This is a genomic window from Streptomyces sp. NPDC043896 (genome assembly GCF_056435605.1).
The window spans coordinates 1-20,490 of the sequence record NZ_JBWKEE010000012.1 but is presented as its reverse complement, the minus strand read 5'-3'; the positions used below and the strand labels follow the sequence as shown (position 1 = coordinate 20,490).

19 protein-coding genes, 1 pseudogene and 1 riboswitch are annotated in these 20,490 nt (G+C 75.1%); of the genes and pseudogenes, 11 read left to right on the top strand and 9 right to left on the bottom strand.

Annotated elements, in window-relative coordinates; genetic code table 11:
- Nucleotides 1–67 precede the first annotated feature (67 nt).
- A complete protein-coding gene (locus AC069X_RS18915) occupies nucleotides 68–967 on the top strand; it encodes an arginase family protein (RefSeq protein WP_478729726.1) in 900 nt (299 codons plus the stop codon).
- Between the two features lie 64 nt (nucleotides 968–1,031).
- A complete protein-coding gene (locus tag AC069X_RS18910; protein ID WP_478729725.1) occupies nucleotides 1,032–3,005 on the top strand; it encodes a DUF5107 domain-containing protein in 1,974 nt (657 codons plus the stop codon).
- A 79-nt stretch (nucleotides 3,006–3,084) separates the two neighbouring features.
- On the opposite strand, the gene AC069X_RS18905 is transcribed toward AC069X_RS18910, so the two are convergent.
- Entirely contained in the window at nucleotides 3,085–3,915 is an 831-nt protein-coding gene (locus tag AC069X_RS18905) for a methyltransferase domain-containing protein (RefSeq protein ID WP_478729899.1), read from the bottom strand.
- 204 nt (nucleotides 3,916–4,119) lie between these two features.
- Here AC069X_RS18905 and AC069X_RS18900 point away from each other — a divergent pair, with 204 nt between their 5' ends.
- The 3 genes from AC069X_RS18900 (at nucleotide 4,120) to AC069X_RS18890 (ending at nucleotide 7,222) form a co-directional block, all read left to right on the top strand.
- Entirely contained in the window at nucleotides 4,120–4,692 is a 573-nt protein-coding gene (locus AC069X_RS18900; protein WP_478729724.1) for a TIGR03086 family metal-binding protein, read from the top strand.
- A gap of 139 nt (nucleotides 4,693–4,831) precedes the next feature.
- On the top strand, nucleotides 4,832–6,076 hold the full coding sequence (locus tag AC069X_RS18895) for an aminotransferase class I/II-fold pyridoxal phosphate-dependent enzyme (protein WP_478729723.1): 1,245 nt from the start codon (nucleotides 4,832–4,834) through the stop codon (nucleotides 6,074–6,076).
- A 45-nt stretch (nucleotides 6,077–6,121) separates the two neighbouring features.
- On the top strand, nucleotides 6,122–7,222 hold the full coding sequence (locus AC069X_RS18890) for an MBL fold metallo-hydrolase (protein WP_478729722.1): 1,101 nt from the start codon (nucleotides 6,122–6,124) through the stop codon (nucleotides 7,220–7,222).
- Between the two features lie 48 nt (nucleotides 7,223–7,270).
- On the opposite strand, the gene AC069X_RS18885 is transcribed toward AC069X_RS18890, so the two are convergent.
- The 5 genes from AC069X_RS18885 to AC069X_RS18865 form a co-directional block, all read right to left on the bottom strand.
- On the bottom strand, nucleotides 7,271–7,903 hold the full coding sequence (locus AC069X_RS18885) for a GNAT family N-acetyltransferase (RefSeq protein WP_478729721.1): 633 nt from the start codon (nucleotides 7,901–7,903) through the stop codon (nucleotides 7,271–7,273).
- Nucleotides 7,904–7,978: 75 nt separating this feature from the next.
- Entirely contained in the window at nucleotides 7,979–8,635 is a 657-nt protein-coding gene (locus tag AC069X_RS18880; RefSeq protein WP_478729720.1) for a helix-turn-helix domain-containing protein, read from the bottom strand.
- 96 nt (nucleotides 8,636–8,731) lie between these two features.
- Nucleotides 8,732–9,067 carry a MazG-like family protein gene (locus tag AC069X_RS18875; protein ID WP_478729719.1) on the bottom strand — a complete coding sequence of 112 codons (336 nt, stop codon included), beginning with the start codon at nucleotides 9,065–9,067 and terminating at the stop codon, nucleotides 8,732–8,734.
- Nucleotides 9,064–9,705, bottom strand: coding sequence for a DedA family protein (locus AC069X_RS18870; protein ID WP_478729718.1), 642 nt, complete (start codon nucleotides 9,703–9,705; stop codon nucleotides 9,064–9,066). The genes AC069X_RS18875 and AC069X_RS18870 overlap by 4 nt, the downstream gene beginning before the upstream one ends.
- The gene (locus tag AC069X_RS18865; RefSeq protein ID WP_478729717.1) at nucleotides 9,702–10,478 is read right to left on the bottom strand and encodes an MBL fold metallo-hydrolase; all 777 of its coding nucleotides are present in this window, start codon (nucleotides 10,476–10,478) and stop codon (nucleotides 9,702–9,704) included. The genes AC069X_RS18870 and AC069X_RS18865 overlap by 4 nt, the downstream gene beginning before the upstream one ends.
- A gap of 231 nt (nucleotides 10,479–10,709) precedes the next feature.
- Between AC069X_RS18865 and AC069X_RS18860 the strand changes: the two genes are divergently transcribed.
- The 4 genes from AC069X_RS18860 (at nucleotide 10,710) to AC069X_RS18845 (ending at nucleotide 15,315) form a co-directional block, all read left to right on the top strand.
- Nucleotides 10,710–11,114 (top strand): hypothetical protein, encoded by a 405-nt coding sequence (locus tag AC069X_RS18860; protein ID WP_478729716.1) that lies wholly within the window; start codon nucleotides 10,710–10,712, stop codon nucleotides 11,112–11,114.
- A 146-nt stretch (nucleotides 11,115–11,260) separates the two neighbouring features.
- Complete coding sequence (locus AC069X_RS18855; protein ID WP_478729715.1) at nucleotides 11,261–13,366, top strand: phage holin family protein; 2,106 nt, start codon at nucleotides 11,261–11,263, stop codon at nucleotides 13,364–13,366.
- Nucleotides 13,367–13,441: 75 nt separating this feature from the next.
- Nucleotides 13,442–14,833, top strand: a complete 1,392-nt coding sequence (locus AC069X_RS18850) for an amino acid permease (RefSeq protein ID WP_478729714.1) — start codon at nucleotides 13,442–13,444, stop codon at nucleotides 14,831–14,833.
- A gap of 41 nt (nucleotides 14,834–14,874) precedes the next feature.
- Complete coding sequence (locus tag AC069X_RS18845) at nucleotides 14,875–15,315, top strand: SRPBCC family protein (protein WP_478729713.1); 441 nt, start codon at nucleotides 14,875–14,877, stop codon at nucleotides 15,313–15,315.
- Nucleotides 15,316–15,449: 134 nt separating this feature from the next.
- On the opposite strand, the gene AC069X_RS18840 is transcribed toward AC069X_RS18845, so the two are convergent.
- Nucleotides 15,450–17,036 (bottom strand): RNA polymerase sigma factor, encoded by a 1,587-nt coding sequence (locus AC069X_RS18840; RefSeq protein ID WP_478729712.1) that lies wholly within the window; start codon nucleotides 17,034–17,036, stop codon nucleotides 15,450–15,452.
- 214 nt (nucleotides 17,037–17,250) lie between these two features.
- Entirely contained in the window at nucleotides 17,251–18,012 is a 762-nt protein-coding gene (locus AC069X_RS18835; RefSeq protein WP_478729711.1) for a methyltransferase domain-containing protein, read from the bottom strand.
- 57 nt (nucleotides 18,013–18,069) lie between these two features.
- A riboswitch (ZMP/ZTP riboswitch) is annotated at nucleotides 18,070–18,172 on the top strand.
- Between the two features lie 60 nt (nucleotides 18,173–18,232).
- On the opposite strand from AC069X_RS18835, the gene AC069X_RS18830 reads away from it, so the two are divergent.
- Complete coding sequence (locus AC069X_RS18830; protein WP_478729898.1) at nucleotides 18,233–19,078, top strand: bifunctional 5,10-methylenetetrahydrofolate dehydrogenase/5,10-methenyltetrahydrofolate cyclohydrolase; 846 nt, start codon at nucleotides 18,233–18,235, stop codon at nucleotides 19,076–19,078.
- 59 nt (nucleotides 19,079–19,137) lie between these two features.
- Nucleotides 19,138–20,394 (top strand): NADH:flavin oxidoreductase/NADH oxidase family protein, encoded by a 1,257-nt coding sequence (locus AC069X_RS18825; protein ID WP_478729710.1) that lies wholly within the window; start codon nucleotides 19,138–19,140, stop codon nucleotides 20,392–20,394.
- On the opposite strand, the pseudogene AC069X_RS18820 reads toward AC069X_RS18825, so the two are convergent.
- Nucleotides 20,391–20,490, bottom strand: a pseudogene (locus tag AC069X_RS18820) (IS481 family transposase); the annotation flags it as partial. The gene AC069X_RS18825 and the pseudogene AC069X_RS18820 sit on opposite strands and share 4 nt — an antisense overlap.

The following is a 20,490-nucleotide window of genomic DNA, read 5'->3' as shown; positions in this document are numbered from 1 at the left end:
CACCTGTCCCGGCCCCGCAGGGCGGAAATCCCGGCGCGGACGGCGGGGCGTGGCGCAGGATGGCGGTATGCGAAGCCTCGTACTCCTCGACGCCCCCTCCAACCTCGGTCTGCGCCCGCCCACCCCCGGAACCGTGCCCGGGGTGTACAAGCTCGCCGGAGCGCTGCGCGAGCAAGGGCTGCTGCATCGGCTCGGTGCCCGGGAGGGCGGGGTGGTCGTTCCGCCCCGCTACGACCGGGGCGAGTGGAAGGAGGGCGACGGCGTCTTCCACGCCGATGCCATCGCCGCGTACACCGTGGCCCTCGCCGACCGGATCGAAGGGCACCTGCGGGCCGGGGAGTTCCCCGTGGTCCTCGGCGGTGACTGCTCCATCCAGCTCGGTGCCGCACTCGCCATGCGCCGCCTCGGCCGCTACGGCCTGGCCGCCATCGACGGCTCCGCCGACTTCCGGCACCCCGGCAACGAGGCCGTCAACGGGCCCGTCGGGGCGGCCGGGGGCGAGGAGCTCGCGCTGTCCACCGGGCGGGGGCAGAGCTCCCTCACCGACCTGGAGGGGCTCCGCCCCTACCTGCGGGAGGAGGACGTACGGCTCTTCGGGCTGCGCGACGGTGACGAGGACCTGCCGGAGCTGCGCGCGGCCGGCGTCGCCGCCCACACCGTCGGGGAGATCCGCGAGCGCGGCGCCGGCGCGGTGGCGCGGGCGGCGCTGGACGGACTGCACCCGCCTGAGACGGCCGGTTTCTGGATCCACCTCGACGCCGACGTGCTGGACCCGTCCGTGATGCCGGCCGTGGACAGCCCGGACCCGGGCGGGCTGCTCCCGGACGAACTCGCCGGACTGCTGGGCGAACTGGCCCGGTCGCCGCGCTGTGTCGGCCTCAACGTCACGATCTACGATCCGGACCTGGATCCGGACGCGCGTGCGGGCGCTCTCCTTGCCGACCTGGTCGTGGGGGCCTTTGCGTAATCCTGACCGGTGGTGATGTGCGGAACCCCTGTGCACAGGGCCCACCCGCGTGTTCCATTCCCCCATGGCCACCACCGTGCGACGTGCCCAGCTGACCCTCCCCGCCGCCTCCTTGGGACCCGACAACCCGCTTCCCGCCCTGCGCGCCCCGGACGGCGTGCACGAGCTGGACGAACGCTCGCGCCGGGGACTGCCGCCCGACATGGCGCGGCAGATCGGCTACGAGCCGCTGCGCTCCCTGCTGCCGGTCCGGATCCGCGACGGGTACGGACGGCGGCGCGCGGAGCGGGAGTTCGAGGCGGTCGTCATCGAGAACGGGCGGCTGCGCGTCACCGTGCTGCCCGGACTCGGCGGGCGGGTCCACTCCCTCGTGCACCTGCCGACGGGGCGTGAACTCCTGTACAGCAACCCGGTGTTCCAGCCCGCCCACTTCGCGCTCAACGGGGCCTGGTTCTCCGGCGGCATCGAGTGGAACATCGGCGCCACCGGGCACACCGCGCTGTCCTGCGCCCCGCTGCACGCCGCGCTGGTACCGGCGCCGGACGGGGGAGTGATGGTGCGGCTGTGGGAATGGGAACGGCTGCGCGACCTGCCGTTCCAGGTGGACCTGTGGCTGCCCGCGGACTCGGACTTCCTGTACGCCGGTGTGCGCGTGCGCAATCCGCACGAGCGGCCCGCCCCCGTGTACTGGTGGTCCAACACCGCGGTCCCCGAGGGCGACGGGACGCGTGTGCTGGCGCCCGCCGAGGAGGCCTGGCACTTCGGGTACGAGCGGGCGCTGCGGCGGATCCCCGTGCCGGAGTGGGAGGGCGCGGACCGGACGTACCTGCCGGGCAGTACGTACCCCGCCGACTTCTTCTACGAGGTCGAGGACGGGGCGGCCGAGCGGCCCTGGATCGCCGCGCTGGACTCCGAGGGGCGCGGTCTGGTGCAGGCCTCCACCGGGCTGCTGCGCGGGCGCAAGCTGTTCGTGTGGGGGGCGGGCCCGGGCGGCCGGCGGTGGCAGGAGTGGCTGACGGAGCCCGGTACGGGCGGCTACGCCGAGATCCAGGCCGGGCTGGCCCGGACCCAGCTGGAGCACGTACGGCTGGACGCCGGAGCGGAGTTCAGCTGGCTGGAGGCGTACGGGCCGCTGTCGGCGGAGCCCGGCGCGGTGCACGGAGCCGACTGGGCGGCCGCGCGCGGTGCCGCCTCCGCGGCGCTCGACGCGGTGCTGCCGGCCGGGGCGCTGGACGCGGCGTACAAGGCGTGGCGCGGGCAGGCCGACGCCGAACCGGGGGAGCGGCTGGCGGAGGGCTCCGGCTGGGGCGCGCTGGAGGTGCTGTGCGGGGGCTTCGAGCTGCCCGGGACCCCCTTCCCGGAGTCCACGCTGGACGACGCCCAGGAACCCTGGCTCCGGCTGTGGCGCACCGGGGTCCTCCCGGCCCCGCTCCAGGACGCCCCGCCCGGGCCCGGACTGGTCGCCGCGCACTGGCGGGACATGCTGGAGACCGCCCCGGCGGACCCGCTGACCGAGTACCACCTGGGGGTGGCCCAGTGGCACGCGGGGGACGTGGCCCAGGCCGTGCGCAGCTGGGAGCGCGGGCTGGCGCAGGCCCCCTCCCGCTGGCCGCTGCTGCGCTGCCTGGCGGCGGCCGACGCCCTGGCCGGGAACCCGGAGCGGGCCGCGGACCGCTACGCGGCGGCCTTCGAGGGCCTGGCGGCGGAGAGCCGCCCCGGCGAGCCCTGGGCGGCCGCCGAGGCCGCGCTGGGCCGGGAGGCGATGACCGCGCTGCTCGCCGCGGGACGGCCGGCGGCGGCGCGGGCCGTCTGGGACCGGCTGCGCCCGCCGCTGCGCGAGCAGGGCCGCTTCCGGCTGCTCGCCGCCCGGCTGCTGGCGGCCGAGGGGCACGTGGCCGCGGCCCGGCGGGTCTTCGAGGACGGCTTCGAGATCGCCGACCTGCTGGAGGGCGAGGAGACCCTGTCCGAGGTGTGGGCGACCCTGACGGACCGCCCGCTGCCCCCGAGGTACGACTTCCGGATGCGCCCGCCGGCCTAGGGCCCGTCGTCACACTTCCGTCTGCCCCGCGGGCGACGACGGCAGTATGACGACAGGCCCTGGGCCGGTCACGCGGAGGTCAGGCGCGGCACAGCAGTTCGCCGTTCAGGACGGAGAACCACGCGTCGGGGGCCGCGCCCCAGGAGTGCCAGGCCTCGGCGACGGCGGCCAGGTCCTCCGGGGTGGCCTGGCCGCCCTCCGTCGCGACGGAGGCGTAGGAGGAGGCGGTGGTGCGGTCCGCCCACAGGGACGACCACCAGGAGACCTCGTCCCGCGTCGCGTAGCACCAGGCGGTCGCCGACGCGGCCACCTCGGTGAAGCCGGCCGCCCGGGCCCAGGACAGCAGCCTGCGCCCGGCGTCCGGTTCGCCGCCGTTGGCCCGGGCGACCCGCCGGTACAGGCTCTGCCACTCCTCCAGGCCGGGGGTCTGCGGGTACCAGGTCATCGCCGCGTAGTCGGCGTCCCGTACGGCGACGATCCCGCCCGGCCGGCACACCCGGCGCATCTCCCGCAGGGCCCGCACCGGGTCGCCGACGTGCTGCAGCACCTGGTGGGCGTGGACCACGTCGAAGGAGTCGTCGGGGAACTCCAGCGCGTGGACGTCCGCCGTGGCGAAGTCGACCGCCCCGGACAGCCCGCGCTCCGCCGCGTGCGCGGCCGCCTGCTCCAGTACGTCCGCGGCCGCGTCGACGGCGGTGACGTGCCCGCCGGGGGAGACCAGGTCCGCCAGGTCCGCCGTGATGGTGCCCGGCCCGCAGCCCACGTCCAGCACCCGCATGCCGGGGCGCAGTTCGCCGGTCAGGTACGCGGCCGAGTTGGCGGCGGTGCGCCAGCGGTGCGAGCGCAGGACGGACTCGTGGTGGCCGTGGGTGTAGACGGCCGTCTCGTGGGTGTCGTGGGCGGCGTTCATGGCGGACTCCTCGTCGTCGAAGGTCGTCGAAGGCGTGGTGATCACGGTAGGCGATCCGACCGCCATACGAGACGGGTGTATTGACATGTGGACAGTCTCCTTGCGGGGACCGGGCATCGGCCGGGTCGGTGGCGGGGCCGTGCCGGGGCGAGGACAGTGGGCCCCAGGGGGCGGCGCACCTCGGGGCGAAGGACGGTGAGACCCATGCCGGAGACGCTGCTGGAATGGCACGCCGCGGCACTGCGGCTCTTCGGTGAGCGCGTGCGGGCCGTCGACGCCTCCCAGTGGGGCGCCGCCACCCCCTGCACGGAGTGGACCGTGCGGGACCTGGTCAACCACGTCGCCGGCGAGCAGCTCTGGATCCCGCCGCTGGTCACCGAGGGGCGCACGGTGGCGGAGGTCGGCGACGAGCTCTCCGGCGACCTGCTGGGCGAGGACCCGGTGGCGGCCTGGGACAGGGCCGCGGCCGCCGGACACGCGGCCTTCGCCGCGCCCGGCGCGCTGGAGCGGACGGTCACGCTCTCGTACGGGCCCACGCGCGGGTCGGCGTACTGCTCGGAGCTGACGGCGGACTGCGTCGTGCACACCTGGGACCTCTCGCGGGCCATCGGGGCGGACGACCGGCTGCCCGCCGGCCTCGTCGAGTTCTCGATCAAGGAGGTCATGCCGTACGCCGACGGGCTCGCCGCGAGCGGGATGTACGCGGAGCCGCTGGAGGTGCCCGCCGGGGCCGACGCGCAGACCAGGCTGCTGGCGCTCCTCGGCAGGAAGGGCTGAGCGGAGTGCCCGGCCGGGCCGTGAAAGCGCGACCGGGCCGTAACGGTTGACGGGCGTATCGCCGTAAATGATCGTATAAAGGGCAGGTCGATCGGTGGCGGCGGCGGGAGGCGGGCACGTGTCGGGGATGGCCGAAGGCATGACGGAACGACTGGCCGGGGCCTGGCACCGGCCGGCACCCGAGGGGCGCGGTCCCGTCCGGTACGGCCCCCCCGCCCCCGAGCCCGGCCTGCCCGTCCTGCCCGAGCTGACCTCCGTGTTCGCCGGTGCCGCCGACCGGGCCGCCCCCGAGCCCCCGGGCGGCGGGGAGCCCGTACGCGAGGCCGCCTGCCGCCACTGGGCCCGGCGGGGCCTCGCCACCGCCCCCGAGAACGTGGCCGCCGGACCCGGCGCGCCCGCCCTGCTGCTCGCCCTGCTCGGCGCGTACGGCGGCGACGTGATGCTGCCCCGGCCCTGTCCCGCCTGGTGGACCCCGCAGGTCCGGCTGCTGGGACGGCGGGCCTACCACGTGCCCACCCCGGCGGAGTGCGGCGGCGTACCCGATCCGTACGCCCTGCTGGAGACCGTACGGCGGGTACGCGCCGAGGGCGGCGACCCGCGCGTGCTGCTCCTGTCGGTGGCCGACGACCCGACCGCCACCGTGCCGCCGCCCGAGCTGGTCCGCGAGGCGTGCGAGGCGGCGGAGGCCGCCGGGCTGTTCGTGGTCAGCGACGAGAGCTGGCGCGACACCGTGCACCGGCCGCACGACACCCTGGTGCTGAGCCCCGCCGAGATGCTCCCCGACCGGGCCGCCGTCCTCGTCGACCTCGCCGGGGCGCTGCTGCCGGGCGGCTGGCCCGCCGCTGTGGTCCGCTTCCCCGGCACCCCGAGCGGCACCTGGCTGCGCGCCCGCACCCTCGACGTCCTCACCGCCACCGGCGCACTCGTCGCCGGCCCCGTCGCGGTGGCCGCCGCGCACGCCCTCGACGAACCCGACGCCGTCGCGGGACGCGCCTACGCGGCCGCCGCCCTGCACGGCACGGTGGCCACCGCCGCGCACCGCGAGCTGCTGGCCGCCGGAGCCCTCGCCCGGCCCCCGCAGGCCGGGCGGCACCTGTACGCGGACCTCACCCCGCTGCGCACCGGCCTCGCCCGGCACGGCGTCGGCGACGCGATGGAACTGGAGGACTGGCTCGGCGCCCGGCTGGGCGTGCCGACACCCGGCGGACAGCGCTTCGCCGACGAACTGGGCGCGCTGCGCGTACGGCTGTCGACGGGACCCCTGCTGGGCGCCACCCCGCAGGAGCGGCTCGCCGCACTGGGCTCCCGGGATCCGCTGACACTGCCGCAGGTCCGGGGCGCGCTCGACCGGCTCGGGTCGGTGCTCGCAGGGCTGGCCGACTGACGTGCGGCCCGGACCGGCCCGCCGCCGCCGAACGGAGACTTCTCGATGAGGGACCAGCCGGACGCCCCCGTGACGGCCGCCCCGCCGGCCGCCGCCCCGGCGGCCACGCCGACGACCGCCGGTCCCCGCCGCGCCCCGGGGCAGCCGCCGGCCGCCCCGCCCGGGCCCGCGTCCGCCCCCGGCGCACCGCGCCCGCTCGGTGAACACCGGCTCTGGCCGCGCTCCTTCGCGGACCGGCTGACCACCCCCCTGCCCGGGCTGCGCGCCTTCGCCCGGCTGGCCCGCGAGGGCGCCTTCCGGCCCGGCCCGGAGGGGCTGAGCGGGATCCCCGACCTGCCGTACGACCCCGCGCCGCTGCCGGCCGCACCCCCGGGGACGGTGTCCGCCACCTGGGCGGGGCACGCCAGCTGGGTGCTGCGGACCGGCGGGCTGACGGTCCTCACCGACCCGGTCTGGTCCCGCCGGATCCTCGGCACCCCGGCCCGGGTGACCCCCGTCGGGGTGCCGTGGGAGGAACTGCCGCCCGTCGACGCCGTGGTGATCAGCCACAACCACTACGACCACCTCGACGCCCCGACCCTGCGGCGGCTGCCGCGCGACACCGCGCTCTTCGTCCCGGCCGGGCTCGCCCGCTGGTGCCGCCGCCGGGGCTTCACCCGGGTGACGGAGCTCGACTGGTGGGAATCGGCCGAACTGGGCGGCGTACGCTTCGAGTTCGTCCCGGCGCACCACTGGTCCAAGCGCTCCCTGCTGGACACCTGTCGCACCCTGTGGGGCGGCTGGGTGCTCACCGACCCGGCGCACGGCCGCACGGTGTACTTCGCGGGCGACACCGGCTACGGCCACTGGTTCGGCGAGATCGGCCGCCGCCACCCCGGCATCGACCTCGCCCTCCTGCCGATCGGTGCCTACGCCCCGCGCTGGTGGCTGCGCGACGTGCACGCCGACCCGGAGGAGGCGGTGCGGGCCTGCCTGGACCTCGGGGCCCGCAGGATGGCCCCCATGCACTGGGCCACCTTCGTCCTGTCGGCGGAGCCCGTCATGGAGCCCCTGCGCCGCGCCCGCGCCGCCTGGGCCCGTGCCGGACTGCCCCGCGAGGACCTCTGGGACCTGCCGATCGGCGCCTCCCGCACCCTCGGCCCGTAGGAGGCGTGGGCCCGGACGGCCGGACGGCTCCCTCGCACGGGACGGGGTTCAGCGGGCGGCGGGCCGGTGGACGAAACCGCTCAGCGGGGCCAGCACCTTCCAGCCGAGCGTCTCGTACAGGGCCCGGCCCTGGACGGTCGCGCCCAGCAGGCCGGTGACCGCGCCGTTCTCGACGGCCGCGCCGGTGAGCGCGCCCATCACGACCGTCCCGAGGCCGCGGCGCCGGTGGGCCTCCTCGGTGCCGATCTGGTCGAAGACGCAGGCGCCGCCCGCCAGACCGGCCCGGCCCTCCGCGGCGAGCCGGCCGTCGGCGGCCAGGACGCGGACGCTCGTGACGTCGTCGGCGGTCTCGGTGGTGACCGTGTACCCGTTGGGCGCGCGCACGAGGGACGGCCGCAGGTCGACGGCCATCAGCGCACAGGGCTCGACCGCCTCCCACGCGGGCGTGAACCACGGCTCCATGACGGCCGGAGCCAGGAAGGCCTTGACGCAGACGGCCGGCTCGGTGACCGTGCCGACGAGCCCGCGGGCCGTGTCCTCACCGGCGTCGAGCAGGACGTACCGGACCGCCTCCTTCGGCGCCCCGACCCGGACGCTCAGCCCCCACGGCTCGTCGACCGGCTTCGGCGTCCGCCGCGAGACGGCCCAGCCGTCGACCCACGAGCGTGCGAGGTCCCACATCCGACCACCCCTCCGAGTAATGACCACGACTCGGATGGGGATGTTACGGGGCCCCGTCGGGGACCGGCGAGCGATTTATCCGTTCCCCCGCGCGGCGGACTTCGGCTTCGCGACCACGTGCATGCGCTCGCCCTGCTTCCCGAAGAGGCTGAGGATCTCCACGGGCCGCCCGTCGGCACTGCCGAACCAGTGGGGGGTCCGGGTGTCCCACTCGGCTGCCTCCCCGGGCCCGAGCACGAGGTCGTGCCCGGCGAGGACGAGCCGCAGCCGGCCGTCCAGCACGTACAGCCACTCGTAGCCCTCGTGCGTGCGCAGGTCGGGCTCGGCGCCCCGGTCCGGGATCACCATCTTGTACGCCTGGAGCGGCCCCAGCCCCTGCGTCAGCGCCACGGACGTCCCGCCGTGCCGCATCGCCCGGGGCGTCATCCGCACCCGCGGATCGCCCACCGGAGGCGCCCCGACCAGCTCGTCCAGGGCCACCCGGTGGGCGCGGGCGAGCGGGAGCAGCAGCTCCAGGCTCGGCCGCCGCTGCCCCGACTCCAGCCGGGACAGGGTGCTCTTGGAGATCCCCGTCTCCTCCGACAGCGCGGCCAGGGTCAGACCGCGCCGGTCCCGCAGCCGCCTGAGCCGGGGGCCGACCTCGTCGAGGACGGCGCGGTGGGCCGACGCCGCGTCCGCGCGGGCACCGCCGTCGGCATCGGCATCGTCACGGGCTCCGGCACGGTCGTCCATGCGGGCATTCCACACCGGCGTCCCGGAAACGGCAACAGGGGTTGCCCCCGCGGCCCCCGGAGCGCGGTCCTCGCCCCAGGAGCCGCCGCCCCGGTCTCAGCCGACCTGATCCGGCAGGAAGCGGGACGCCTTCAGCGCCAGCTGCTCCGCGAAATAGGCCGCCGCGTCCGGGCGCATCCGGGCCAGCGCCACCATGCCGGTGATGATCACGTCGCACACCTCGTCGTGGACGTCGTCCCAGCTGTGCGACTGCCCCTTGCGCGGGTTGCTCCCCGTGGCGCCGATCACCGCCTGCGCGGCCTCGCCGAACTCCTCGCCGATCTTCAGCACCTGGAGGACGTGGCTCTGCGGAGGACGCACCCCGCGCTCGGCGGCGGACGCTTCGAAATGGGCGGCGAGGGCGCGGACCGTGTCCCAGGAGGCGGAGTTCACGGCCGGACCCTGCCCGGCCGGACCCGCCGCCACACCCCCGGCGCCACGCTGATCAGCAGCGTCAGCCCCACCGCCAGCACCACGCCCTTCCACGGCTCGGAGAACAGCGAGCCGCCCAGGATCCCGATCAGCCCGTACGCCGCCGCCCAGGCCAGGCACGCGGGCGCGTCCCCCCGTGCGAACCGCCGCAGCGGCAGCCCGCCCAGCAGACACGCCAGCATCACCGGGATCCGGCCCGCCGGGACCAGCCGCGACAGCACCAGCACCAGCACCCCGTGCTCGTCCAGCTTCAGCCGCGCCCGCTCCAGCCGCTCCGGGTCGGCCCGCCCCCGCAACGACTCCAGCCAGCGCGAGCCGCCCCGCGAACGCACCCCGCGCGACCCCAGCCAGTACAGCGTGACGTCCCCCGCGAAGGCCGCCAGGGCCGCCACCGCGAACACCAGCAGCACCCCGAAGGGCAGCGACTGCTGATGGAACGCCACCACCGCCGCCGAACTCACCAGCGCCCCCGTCGGGATCACCGGCACCAGCGCCCCCAGCGCCACCAGCACGAACAGCGCCGGGTAGCCCACCGCCTGCTGCGTGGTCTCCGGCGGCACCCGCCCCACCACGTCCGCCGCCAGCCGCCACGGCGTCACGGCAGCCGCACCCGCTCCCCGTGCGCGGGGACCCGTACCGCCACCTTCGGCGCGAGGAGCCCCGCCAGCCGCGCGAACTCCCCGCCCGGCGCGTGGAACTCGTGCGGCCGCACCGCGTCCATGCCGATCGGCCAGTACGTCCCGTAGTGCACCGGCACCGCCGCCGCCGGCGCCAGCTCCGCCGCCGCCCGCGCCGCCCGCCCCGCGTCCAGGTGCCCCGGCCCCAGGTACGGCCCCCAGCCCCCGACCGGAAGCAGCGCCACGTCCACCGGACCGACCTCCTCGGCCATCGAGTCGAACAGCCCGGTGTCCCCGGCGAAGTACGTCCGCGCCGAGCCCTGGACCACGTACCCCAGCGCCGGCGCCCGCTGCGGCCCGTACGGCAGCCGCCGCCCGTCGTGCCGCGCGCTCACCGCCCGCACCCGCACCCCCTCCCGTACGCCGACCTCCTCGCCCGGGACCACCTCCGACACCACCAGCCCCCGCGCCCCCGCCAGCCGCGCCAGCCCCGGCACCGCCCGGCGCGCCCCGCGCGGCACCACCAGCCGGGTCCCGGGCGCCAGCAGCGCCAGTGAGGGCAGGTGCAGATGGTCGGCGTGCAGGTGCGAGACCAGCACCACGTCCGCCTCCGCCGCCTCCGGCGGGGGCACCGCCCCGCGCCGCCGCCGCAGGTGCGCCAGCCGCCGGGCGAACAGCGGATCGGTCAGCACCCGCACCCCCGAGTCCCGTACCGCACACGTGGCATGACCCCACCAGGTGATCTCCACCGGCACCCCGCGCACCGCCTTCCCTCGACCCTCCGAGCCTAGGGCCTGCCGTCAAACTCCCGTCCGCCCCGCGACGCCCGGCACGCCGAGAGCACGCACCGGACGCCGCGGGGCCGCCCTGCGGGCGACGACGGCAGTCCGACCACGGGCCCCAGGGGTCTCCCTGCCCGCCCGCGCGGCAGCGGAACCCGGCGCACCCCTCCTCCCCGGGCCCGGATCGGAGTAGGGTCGGGCGCCATGGATGCGCTGCGCGTGGCCGCGATCGCCAGCCTGGCCCCGCTCGAGGAACTCGACGCCGACCCCTTCGCCGTGGACACCCGCAGCCAGCACGCCATGTGCGCGCGCTGGGCCGCCGAGCAGGGGTACGTCGTCACCCGCCAGCTGCTCTTCTACGGGCTGCGGACCGACCACTGCGGGCTCTGGCGGGACGTGGACGCCGGACAGGTCGACCTGTTCGTCGCCCCCAACCGCCGGGTCCTCGCCCGCGCGCTGCGCTCCGTCGAGGAGTTCACCGCCGAGTGCGCGCGGCGCGGCGTACGGCTGGAGACCGCCGGTCTCGACGAACCGGTGTACACCTCCGCCATGAAGGCCGAGGTGCACCGCAGGCTGTCCATGCCGACCGCCGGCTACGACGGCACCTGACGCGACGGCACCCGCCGGCCGCCCGGCCGCCCCGCCCCGTACTCCCGTGCGCCACCCGTGTCGACCGGCCGCCCCCGCCGCCCTGTGCGACGCTGGCAGAGGGGACCGCGGGCCGGGCGCGGACCGGGGAGCGAGGCGGGTGCGGCGTGTGGCGGGAGCGGTGGCGCTGGCGGTCCGCGGGCGGGGCACTGCTGCGGGTGGTCCTCGTCTGGGCGGCGTCGACCCTGACGATGCTCGTCCTGGCCGGGATCCTGCCGGACTTCCGGCTCCAGTCCGCGGACGGAGCCAGCATCACCCGGACCGGTCTGACCGCCGCCTGGGGCGCCGGGGCCTTCGGCCTCCTCAGCGCGCTGGTGTGGCCGCTCCTCGTCCGGGCCCTGCTCCTGGTGCCGGCCCTCGTGCTCGGGCTGCTCGTCTTCTTCCTCAACGGCTCGCTGCTGCTGATGGCCCTCAGCCTGATCCCCGCCGGGCGGGGTGCGGCGGCCGCGCCCGAGACGGCCGTGGTCGTCGCCGCCGTCATGTCGGCCGTGGCCTCGGCCACCTCCACCGCCCTCGCGGTGCGCGACGACGAGGCGTACCGGCGCCGGCTGTACCGGCTCGCCGACCGGCGCCGCCGCCGCTTCGGGGCGCCCCCGGGCGGCGGCCCCGGGCTGGTGTTCCTCCAGCTCGACGGGGTCGGGTACGAGGCGCTGCGCCGGGCGGCCGCCGACGGGCTGATGCCCACGGTGGCCGACTGGCTGGAGCGCACCCACCGGGTCGTGCCCTGGCACACGGACTGGTCCAGCCAGACCGGAGCCAGCCAGCTCGGCATCCTGCACGGCTCGACCTTCGACGTCCCCGCCTTCCGCTGGTACGAGAAGGACACCGGCGAGGTGATGGTCTGCAACCGGCCCACGAGCGCCGCCGAACTCCAGCGCCGGGCCGTCGAGCGGACCCGGGACGGCGGGCTGCTCACCCTGGACGGCGCCAGCCGGGGCAACCTGTTCAGCGGGGGCGCCGACCAGCTGGCGCTGGTGCTGTCCGTCGCGGCCCGGCGGGGCCGCGCCAACCGCTCCCGCGCGGGCTACTTCGCGTACTTCTCCGACCCGGCGAACGCGGTGCGCACGGCGCTGTCCTTCGTCGCCGAGGTGGGACGGGAGATCGGCCAGTCGCTGCGCTCACGGGCCCGGGGAGAACGTCCCCGGGTGGCGCGCGGCGGGCTGTACCCGCTGATCCGCGCCTTCGCGACGGTGGTCGAACGGGACGTGGTGGTCGCGGCGGTGATCGGGGACGTGCTCGCGGGGCGCGCCGCCGTCTACGCGGACCTGGTGGCCTACGACGAGGTCGCGCACCACTCGGGACCGCACGGCCGGGACACCGACCGGGTACTGGCCCGCCTCGACCGGAGCCTCGCGCTGATCGCCCGGGTCGTCGAGCACGCCCCCCGGGAGTACCGCGTGGTGCTGCTGTCGGACCACGGCCAGAGCCCCGGGGAGACCTTCCTCGGCCGGTACGGCCTCAGTCTCAGGGACCTGGTCCGGGCGGGCTGCGGACTGCCCGTCTCCCGCCGGGCCGGCCGTACGCGCAGCGGCGCCGAGGCCCGCGCGGCGGTGCTGGCCGCGCTGCACCGGCCCGTGGAGGAGGAGGCGGAGGAGGTCCGTCCGGGAACGGGCCGGGGCCCGGTGGTGCTGGCTTCGGGGAACCTCGGGCTGATCTCCTTCCCGGACCTGCCGGGGCGGGCCTCCCGGGCGCGGATCGAGCGGGCGCACCCGGCCCTGCTGCCCACCCTGGCCAACCACCCCGGGGTGGGCTTCCTGCTGGTGGACGGGGAGGTGCTGGGACGGAACGGGGCGGTGGCGCGGCTGGACGTACCGGGGGAGGCGGAGGAGCTGCTGGCCGCCTTCGGGCCGTGCGCGGCGCGGGCCGTGCGCCGGACGGACTCCTTCCCGCACGTGGCCGACATCATGGTCAACTCGGCGTACGACCCGGAGACCGGAGCCGTGCACGCCTTCGAGGAGCAGATCGGCTCGCACGGCGGGCTGGGCGGGGAGCAGGCCCACCCGTTCCTGATGTGGCCGACGGGGCTGTCGGAGCCGGACCGGGAGCTGGTGGGCGCCGAAGCGGTGCACGCGGTGCTGCGCCGCTGGCTCCGCGAGGCGGACGGCCCGCAGGTGCCGGTCCCGCCGGGCTCGCGGGAGGATTCCCGGCCGGGGGGCGCATCGGGTGGAACCCTTCCTTCCGCAGGGGTCCCCGCGCCGGACGAAACCCGGTGATTTGGCGCCCACTTCGCGGTGGTCAACCATGTGTTGACCTGCCCACCATGTGAGACACCCAGAGGCGCACCACCGATGACCAGCACCGCAGCCCCGCCGGCCGAGGCAGCAGCACCCCCGCAGACCCCCCGCCCGGAGGACCGGCACGCGCGCCGCTTCGGCCTCCCGGTCGCCGTCTGCCTCGTCATGGGCAACGTCATCGGCGGCGGGATCTTCCTGCTGCCCGCCTCGGTCGCGCCCTTCGGCACCATCAGCCTCCTGGCCTTCGCCGTCCTGACCCTCGGCGCGATCGCCCTCGCCCTCGTCTTCGGCCGCCTCGCCCAGCGCCACCCGCGGACCGGCGGCCCGTACGTGTACGTGCGCGCCGCGTTCGGCGACTTCGCGGGCTTCCTCGCCGCGTACAGCTACTGGATGACCGCCTGGGTCTCGAACGCCGCCCTGGCCGTGGCCTCCGTCGGCTACCTCGCGGTGCTGTTCCCGGCCGTGGGGGAGCACCGGTGGTCCATGTGCCTGGCCGCCCTGGCCGTGCAGTGGCTGCCCGCCCTCGCCAACCTCGCCGGCACCCGGTACGTGGGCGCCGTCCAGGTGGTCGCGACCGTCCTGAAGCTGGTCCCGCTGCTGCTGGTGGCCGTCGGCGGCCTGTTCTTCTTCGACCCGGCGAACCTCGGCCCCTTCCAGGCCACCGACCAGAGCCCGGTCGGCGCGGTCTCCGCCTCCGCCGCGATCCTGCTCTTCAGCTACATCGGCGTCGAGTCCGCCGCCGTCAGCGCGGGCGAGGTCCGCGACCCGGCCCGCAACGTCGGCCGCGCCACCGTCCTCGGCACCGTCGGCGCCGCCATCGTGTACCTGCTCGGCACCCTGTCCGTCTTCGGCCTGGTCGCCCACGACAAGCTGGTGGCCTCCCAGGCCCCCTTCACCGACGCCGTCGACGCGATGTTCGGCGGCGGCTGGGGCGGCACGCTGGTCGCCTGCGCCGCCGTCGTCTCGATGCTCGGCGCCCTCAACGGCTGGACCCTGCTCAGCGCGCAGACCCCGTACGCGGCCGCCAAGGACGGGCTCTTCCCGAAGGTCTTCGAGAAGAAGCAGCGCGGGGTCCCGGTCGTCGGCGTCCTCGTCACCGCCGCCCTGGCCTCCGCGCTGACCGTCTACAACTACACGGCGGGCTCCGAGGGCGTCTTCGAGATCCTGGTCCTGGTCACCACCTTCACCGCGACCGTCCCCTACCTGCTCTCCACCGCCGCGCAGCTGTACTTCCTGGCGTCCGGCCAGTCGGAGCGGGTCCGGCGCGGCCGGCTGGTCCGCGACGCCGCCCTGGCCGGTGTGGCCTTCGCCTTCTCGATGTGGCTGGTCGCCGGATCCGGCTACGCGGCCGTCTACCAGGGCGTGCTGTTCCTCTTCGCCGGCGTCCTCGTGTACGCGCTGATGGCCGCCCGCCGGAGCCGCGCGGCCGGTGCGGCCGCGGAGTAATTTGGAGGGAAAGACCCGCCAGGGGGGTCCAAGGGGTCGCCATGTCCGCGATCAGCAAGACCATCGACATCGACCGCAGGCCCGAGGACGTCTTCGCCTACGTGACGGACCCCACGCACCTGCCCGAGTGGCAGGACAGCGCGGTCTCCGCCGTCCCCATGGGCGATCTGCCCGTGCACGTCGGATCCAGGGTCGCGATCACCCGGCGGTACGGCAAGCGGAGGATCCCCACCACCGTGGAGTTCACCGAGCTCGACCCGCCGCGGAGCTGGCACATCCACGGCGTCGACGGGCCGGTCCGGCCGGACGTGCGCGGCCGGATCGAGCCCCTCGACGGCGGGACCCGCTCCCGCGTCACCCTGTCCGTCGACTTCGAGGGCCACGGCCTCGGCCGCGGCCTGGTCCCCCTCGTGGTGAAGCCCAGGGTCCGCAAGGAGATGCCCCGCAGCGAGGAGAAGCTCAAGCACCTCCTCGAACACTGACACCCGGAGACCCGGAGACCCGGAGAACGGCAGCCGGAGACCCGGAGACCCGGAGAACGCCGGACCCGGAGAACGCGGAGGCCCGCGCCGTACGCACGGCGCGGGCCTCCGGTCTGTCCGGTGCCTGGAGCGGCTCAGTCCAGGTAGTCGCGCAGGACCTGCGAACGCGACGGGTGGCGCAGCTTCGACATGGTCTTGGACTCGATCTGGCGGATGCGCTCACGGGTGACCCCGTACACGCGGCCGATCTCGTCCAGGGTCTTCGGCTGCCCGTCGTTGAGGCCGTAGCGCATGGAGACCACGCCCGCCTCACGCTCGGAGAGCGTGCCCAGGATCGACTGCAGCTGCTCCTGGAGGAAGGTGAAGGACACGGCGTCGGCCGGCACGACCGCCTCGGAGTCCTCGATGAGGTCACCGAACTCGCTGTCGCCCTCCTCACCCAGCGGGGTGTGCAGGGAGATCGGCTCACGGCCGTACTTCTGGACCTCGATGACCTTCTCGGGGGTCATGTCGAGTTCCTTGCCCAGCTCCTCCGGGGTGGGCTCACGGCCCAGGTCCTGGAGCATCTGGCGCTGCACGCGGGCGAGCTTGTTGATGATCTCGACCATGTGCACGGGGATGCGGATCGTGCGCGACTGGTCGGCCATGGCACGCGTGATCGCCTGCCGGATCCACCAGGTCGCGTACGTGGAGAACTTGAAGCCCTTGGTGTAGTCGAACTTCTCCACCGCGCGGATCAGACCGACGTTGCCCTCCTGGATCAGGTCCAGGAAGAGCATGCCGCGGCCGGTGTAGCGCTTGGCCAGGGAGACCACGAGACGGAGGTTGGCCTCCAGCAGGTGGTTCTTCGCGCGGCGGCCGTCCTCGACGAGGATCTCCAGCTCACGCTTGAACGCGGGCTTGTGGTCCTCCTCCTCTTCGAGCTTGTACTCGGAGAACAGGCCCGCCTCGATGCGCTTGGCGAGCTCGACCTCCTGCTCGGCGTTGAGGAGCGGCACCTTGCCGATCAGCTTCAGGTAGTCCTTGACGGGGTCGGCGGTGGCACCGGCCACCATGACCGTCTGCGCCGGGGCGTCGTCCTCGTCCTCGTCGGACAGCACGAAGCCCTGGCCGCCCGCCTTGGGCGCCTCCTCCTCGGTGTCGTCGGCGAGGTCCTCGACGGCCCAGTCCTCGCCCTCGACGACCGGGTTCTCGGCGTCGTCGGCGTCCTTGGCACCGGCCTTCTTCGAGGCGGCGGTCTTCTTGGTGGCCGTGGCCTTCTTGGCGGCGGTCTTCTTGACCACGCGCTTCTTGGGCTCGGCGACGGCCTCGGCCGACACCTCCTCCGACGCGGCGGCCGACGGAGCGGATATCGCCGCGGCGGCGGCCGGGGCGGCAGCGGAGGCCGAGGCCTTGCGCGCGCCGATGGGGCGCGGCGGGGCGACCGCCTTCTTCGTCACGGTGCGGGCCGGGGCGGCAGCTGCCTTGCGGGGCTTCTTGGCAGCAGCCTTGGTGGCGGGGGCGGCGCTGACGTGGAGGGCGACACCCTCCTCGTCCAGGACCTGGTTCAGGCTGCGCAGGACCCGCTTCCACTGGTCCACCGGGATGCGGCCGGCCTCGAAGGCCTGGCGGACATCGTCACCGTTGATGTGACCCTGCTCGCGGCCGCGCTCGACGAGCGCGACCAGGGCCTCGGATTCGGCGATCTCCGGAGGGAACGTACGGGACGGGCTGAGCGACACAAGGAGCCTCTCGTTGCGAACAGATAAGGAGTGGGCGGGACATCATCGCGCGGACTCGGGAAACAGACCGAAGCGGGTCTGTATTCCGGGGCCGCGCGAGGACACCTGTCGGTTCATCGCCTGCCCGAGTCGATTCGTTACGCGCTGAATTGAGTGACCTGCGCCACGCTGTGGCCGCGCAACCGATCGGGCCGGGATCCGTCGGCCCTTCCGGTCAGTGCTTCTTGCGGGCCTCGATGAGGAAGCGGGCGGTGTGCGCGACGAACGGACCCTCCCGCCCGATCCGTTCGTGGAGCTCGCGCAGCCGGTCCCGGTACTGCGCCACTGTGAAGCCGGGCACCATCCAGATCACCTTCCGCAGGAAGTAGATCACGGCCCCGATGTCGTGGAACTCCGTACGCAGCCGCTCGGACCGCAGGTCCACGACCTCCAGCCCGGCCCGGGCCGCGTCGGCGACCGCGTCGTCGGGGTGGCGGGCGCGCCGGACCTCCTCCGGCTGGGGGCCGAGGAAGTACTCGACGAGCTCGAAGACGCTCGCCGGACCCACCTGCTGCGAGAGGTACGTACCGCCCGGCGCCAGCACGCGGGCGATCTCGTCCCACCAGATGGTCACCGGGTGGCGGCTGGCGACCAGCTCGAAGGCCCCGTCACCGAAGGGCAGCGGGGGCTCGTCGGCGTCCGCCACCACGACCGCGCCCAGCGGGTGCAGCAGCCGCGTCGCCTTGTCGATGTTCGGCGGCCAGGACTCGGTGGCCGCCATCAGCGGGGGCAGCGGACCGGCTCCGGCGAGGACCTCGCCCCCGCCGGTCTGGATGTCCAGGGCCGAGCGGACCGTGGCCAGACGCTCGCCCAGCAGCCGCTGGTAGCCCCAGGAGGGCCGCTGCTCGGTCGCCCGGCCGTCGAGCCAGGAGAAGTCCCACCCGTCCACCGAGACGGTCTCGGCCTCGGCGACGAGATGGTCGAAAGTGCGTGTCATGTCTCGATCGTCCCAGCTCGGGCCCCGGTCATCCACCGGATATGTCGACTACAGTGGGCCCCGGGCCGTGACTGGCGTTCGGGTGGATCACCACCGGGGAGCGGCCCGGCGTACGTCCGTACGGTCCGTACGTCGTCTGCCGCGCGCCTGGGCGAACCGCGATCCGCAGCGACGTTCAGGAGACCCCGTGACGACTGCCCCCACCGCCACCGCCCAGCTCATGGACGGCACGGCCCTCGCCCGCCGCGTCTCGGAGCGCACCGCCGCCCTCGCGGCGAAGATCACCGAGCGCACCGGCACCGCGCCCTGCCTGGCCACCGTCCTCGTCGGCGAGGACCCCGCGTCCGTGACCTACGTCAAGATGAAGCAGAACCGCTGCGCCAAGGCCGGGATCACCTCCCGCCACGTGGAGCTTCCGGCCGCGACCACCACCGAAGAGCTCGTCGCCACCCTCACCGCCCTCTCCGAGGACCCGGAGATCAGCGGCATCCTGCTCCAGCACCCCGTCCCGCACCACATCGACGAGCGCGCCGCCTTCGAGGCCATCGCCCCCGGCAAGGACGTCGACGGCGTGACCATGCACTCCTTCGCCGCCATGGGCTTCGGCCTGCCCGGCTTCGTCTCCTGCACCCCCGGCGGCATCATGCGCCTGCTGGAGGAGTACGACGTGGACCTCACCGGCAAGCACGCCGTCGTCGTCGGCCGCAGCGCCATCCTGGGCAAGCCGGCCGGGATGCTGCTGCTGGAGAAGAACGCCACCGTCACCTACTGCCACTCCCGCACCCGGGACCTGCCCTCGATCGTGCGCCAGGCGGACGTCCTGGTCGCCGCGGTCGGCAAGGCCGAGTTCATCCGGGGCGAGGACATCAAGCCCGGCGCGGTCGTCCTGGACGCCGGATACAACGAGGGCAACGTCGGCGACGTCCACTTCGAGTCCGCCGCCGCCCGCGCCTCCCTGATCACCCCGGTGCCCGGCGGCGTCGGCCCGATGACCATCGCGGTCCTCCTGGAGCAGACCGTCCAGGCCGCCGCGGCCCAGGCCGGACTGGACCTCGCCGAGCTCTGAGGCGATCATCTTGTGGCGCGGCCCCGCGTGACGGCCGCGCCACAAGCTTGGGGGCTCGGATGGACCTTTTCGCACCGCTCGACCTGCCCGGTGGCACCACCCTGCCCAACCGTCTCGCCAAAGCCGCCATGGAGGAGAGCTTCGCCGCCCAGCCCGGCCAGCTCCCGGACGCCCGCATGGAACGGCTGTACGCGCGGTGGGCGCGCGGCGGCGCCGGACTGGTGATCACCGGCAACGTGATGGTCGACCGGCGGGCCCTGACCTCCCCGGGCACCGTCGTCCTCGACGCCCGCTCCCCGCTGGAGCCCTTCCGCCGCTGGGCCAAGGCCGCCACCTCCGGCCAAGCCCGCGTCTGGATGCAGATCAACCACCCCGGCCGCCAGGTCGGCTCCGACATGCCCGGCACCGCCTGGGCCCCCTCCGCCGTCCCGATCAGCCTCGGCAAGCACACCCGGCGCTTCGCCCGGCCCACCGCCATGACCGAGGCCGACATCGAGGCCACCATCGCCCGTTTCGCCCTCACCGCCCGGCGGGCCGAGGAAGCCGGCTTCCACGGCGTACAGGTCCACGCCGCGCACGGCTACCTCCTCAGCCAGTTCCTGTCCCCGCTCGTCAACCGGCGCACCGACCGGTGGGGCGGCGGTCTGGAGAACCGCGTCCGGCTGCTCACCGAGATCGTGGGCGCCGTCCGGGCCGGAGTCTCGGCGGGCTTCGCGATCGGGGTCAAGCTGAACGCCGCCGACTTCCAGCGCGGCGGCTTCGACGCCGAGGAGGCCGCCCAGGTCCTCACGGCCCTCGAAGGCCTCGGCGTGGACCTCGTCGAGCTCTCCGGAGGAACCGTCGAGAGCCCCGCCAGCATGGGCCACACCACCGACCAGCGGACCCTGGAACGGGAGGCGTACTTCCTCTCCCTCGCCGAGTACCTGCTGGAGACGGCTCGGGTGCCGCTGATGCTGACCGGCGGCATCACCCGCCGCGCCACCGCCGAGAAGGCCCTGGCCCGCGGGGTCGCCGTCGTCGGGATGGCCTCCGCCCTGGCGCTGCGGCCCGACCTGCCCGAGCGCTGGCGGGCGGGCGAGGACGCGGGGGTGGCCGTGCCCCGGCTGGAGTGGCGGGACCGCAGCCTCGCCGCCGCGGGCACGCTGGCCCTCGTACGCTTCCAGCTGGACCGGCTGGCCCAGGGCCTGGAACCCCGCGAGCGGGTCTCCCCGCGCTGGATCTTCACCGCGGACGCCCTCCGCCACCGGCGCCGGGTCCGCGCGTACGGCGACTGGCTCTCCCGCGAGCCCGTCGCCGCACCGCCGGACGCGTCCTAGGTGTATTGACCCGCAGGGTTGTTAACTCGGCTGATGGGCGGGTGGCCGCCCAGTGCGGTGTGGCAGCGGTGGTGGTTGTAGGTGTGGAGGAAGTCT

Excerpts from the sequence above, each read along its gene's own strand:
- AC069X_RS18860 (WP_478729716.1), top strand. The coding sequence starts at position 10,710 with ATGGATGCGCTGCGCGTGGCCGCGATCGCCAGCCTGGCCCCGCTCGAG.
- AC069X_RS18890 (WP_478729722.1), top strand. The coding sequence starts at position 6,122 with ATGAGGGACCAGCCGGACGCCCCCGTGACGGCCGCCCCGCCGGCCGCC.
- AC069X_RS18900 (WP_478729724.1), top strand. The coding sequence starts at position 4,120 with ATGCCGGAGACGCTGCTGGAATGGCACGCCGCGGCACTGCGGCTCTTC.
- AC069X_RS18880 (WP_478729720.1), bottom strand. The coding sequence starts at position 8,635 with ATGGACGACCGTGCCGGAGCCCGTGACGATGCCGATGCCGACGGCGGT.
- AC069X_RS18830 (WP_478729898.1), top strand. The coding sequence starts at position 18,233 with ATGGACGGCACGGCCCTCGCCCGCCGCGTCTCGGAGCGCACCGCCGCC.
- AC069X_RS18910 (WP_478729725.1), top strand. The coding sequence starts at position 1,032 with ATGGCCACCACCGTGCGACGTGCCCAGCTGACCCTCCCCGCCGCCTCC.
- AC069X_RS18885 (WP_478729721.1), bottom strand. The coding sequence starts at position 7,903 with ATGTGGGACCTCGCACGCTCGTGGGTCGACGGCTGGGCCGTCTCGCGG.
- AC069X_RS18835 (WP_478729711.1), bottom strand. The coding sequence starts at position 18,012 with ATGACACGCACTTTCGACCATCTCGTCGCCGAGGCCGAGACCGTCTCG.
- AC069X_RS18905 (WP_478729899.1), bottom strand. The coding sequence starts at position 3,915 with ATGAACGCCGCCCACGACACCCACGAGACGGCCGTCTACACCCACGGC.
- AC069X_RS18895 (WP_478729723.1), top strand. The coding sequence starts at position 4,832 with ATGACGGAACGACTGGCCGGGGCCTGGCACCGGCCGGCACCCGAGGGG.
- AC069X_RS18850 (WP_478729714.1), top strand. The coding sequence starts at position 13,442 with ATGACCAGCACCGCAGCCCCGCCGGCCGAGGCAGCAGCACCCCCGCAG.
- AC069X_RS18845 (WP_478729713.1), top strand. The coding sequence starts at position 14,875 with ATGTCCGCGATCAGCAAGACCATCGACATCGACCGCAGGCCCGAGGAC.
- AC069X_RS18825 (WP_478729710.1), top strand. The coding sequence starts at position 19,138 with ATGGACCTTTTCGCACCGCTCGACCTGCCCGGTGGCACCACCCTGCCC.
- AC069X_RS18915 (WP_478729726.1), top strand. The coding sequence starts at position 68 with ATGCGAAGCCTCGTACTCCTCGACGCCCCCTCCAACCTCGGTCTGCGC.